Genomic DNA, 1,552 nt, shown 5'->3' on the forward strand with positions numbered 1-1,552 from the left:
CCCGATCAGATTGGCCCCGATCAACGGAATCGTCAGCAGCAGTTGGATCCGCACCCGCCGGATCCCGGACTTCTCCTCGGCGGGCCCGAGCAGCCGCGAACCCCACGGCTTGGATCCGAACGCTTCGGGCGTGAGCTCACTGTCGGGCACAGGTGGCAGCGTATGCGCGGGCGCGCGCCCCTCGGGTGCGGTGGCGCCGTCGGTGGTGAGACCGGACAGCCGCGAGCCGTTCTCGTTGTGAGTTCGCCCGGACCGGTCCGATGCCACTGATCCGCGCCGACGCCGACCGGTCATCGCCGAATACCCCGGCAGGTGCTCGCGCTCAGCGACCCGGCGGAAGCTCGCGCGGGCCCGAAGGTCCGGGCAGTTCCGGCGTGTGACGTCCGGGCAGTTCGTCGTGCGACGCCGACGGCAGCCCATACCCGGACGCCGAGGCCTGCGGCAGCGCCGAATAGCGCGGATCGGTCGAGTAGCGGGGGTCGGTGGTGGGGTAGTAGTGCGGAACCTGCGGGTCGACGGCCGCGGCGGCGATGCGCTGGGCGTGCCAGTACTCGGGGGTGCCCGGCGTCAGCTGGTAGCCGGGCGGGACCTGGTAACCCACCTGCGGGGCCGCTTGTGCGGCCGAATCCTCGGAGTCGACGGTGACCTTGCGGGTGCGGCGCAGGGTGAAGGTGATCTCCTCGACCTCTTCGAACGCCTGCCGCGCGGTGCGCAGCGGATGGGTCGCGGTGTCGATGGCATTGGCGACGAAGGAGGGCACCAGCGGGCGGATCCAGCGGGCGGCGGTGTCGGTGAACGGCACCTGACCGATCAGCGGCAGCTCCAATCCGCCGCGCTCACCGGCGGGTTCGTCCTTGGCGGGCACGTTCGCCCGCACCGCGGGTGCGAGGGCACCCGGCGCCGGGGCGATGGCGTTCGCGCCGACCGGGGCGGGCAGATTCGTCGGGGCGATCCCGTCGTGCGACACGGTGGGGTCCTTTCGGTCGGCGGCCGGAGCTCCGGCCGGTAGTTCGGCGGTCGCGCCCGCGCCGACGGCCCGGCGCGAGGGTTCGGTGATGCCGATCTCCAGGCCGCCGATGGCGGCGATGACGCGGGTGCGCTGGCGTTCCCGGTCGATGGCGGTATCGGCCTCGACGGCCAGCCGGGCGGCGGTGAGCTGCTGATCGGCGCGCAGCCGCTCGGCCTCGGCGCGCACCTCGGCCCGCTTCACCGCGATGGCGGCGTCGGCGCTGCGCTCGGCCCGGTCCCGGATGATGTCGGCGGCCAGCCGCCGCTCCTGCGCGGTTTCCCCGCGCCAGCGGCGCAGGATCAGCGGCAGCAGTGCCAGCAGTACGAACGCGACCGCCGTCAGCAGGCGCAGCAGCAGCGCGCCGGCGTGCGCGGTGGTGTGGTCGTGCATGGCGACCCAGCGCGCGCCGAGTCCACGATCGGCGTCGGCGAGGGCGGTCGCTTCGGCGTCCTCGACGCGCCTTTGCGCATCGGTGACGGCCTGGTCGAGCGGCGCGACCCGGGCCACCGCCGCGGCGTGCTGGGCACGGGCGTCGGCGAGCAT

1 protein-coding gene and 1 pseudogene are annotated in these 1,552 nt (G+C 74.0%); both read right to left on the bottom strand.

Annotated elements, in window-relative coordinates:
- Positions 1-267: pseudogene (locus tag RJ05_RS00275) on the bottom strand (hypothetical protein); the annotation flags it as partial.
- A gap of 55 nt (positions 268-322) precedes the next feature.
- Positions 323-1,552, bottom strand: a 1,230-nt coding sequence (locus RJ05_RS00280; protein WP_036531520.1) for a DUF4407 domain-containing protein, incomplete at its 5' end; no start/stop codon positions are given.

The sequence above is a fragment of the Nocardia cyriacigeorgica NBRC 100375 genome (genome assembly GCF_000308555.1).
Taxonomy (GTDB): domain Bacteria; phylum Actinomycetota; class Actinomycetes; order Mycobacteriales; family Mycobacteriaceae; genus Nocardia; species Nocardia cyriacigeorgica.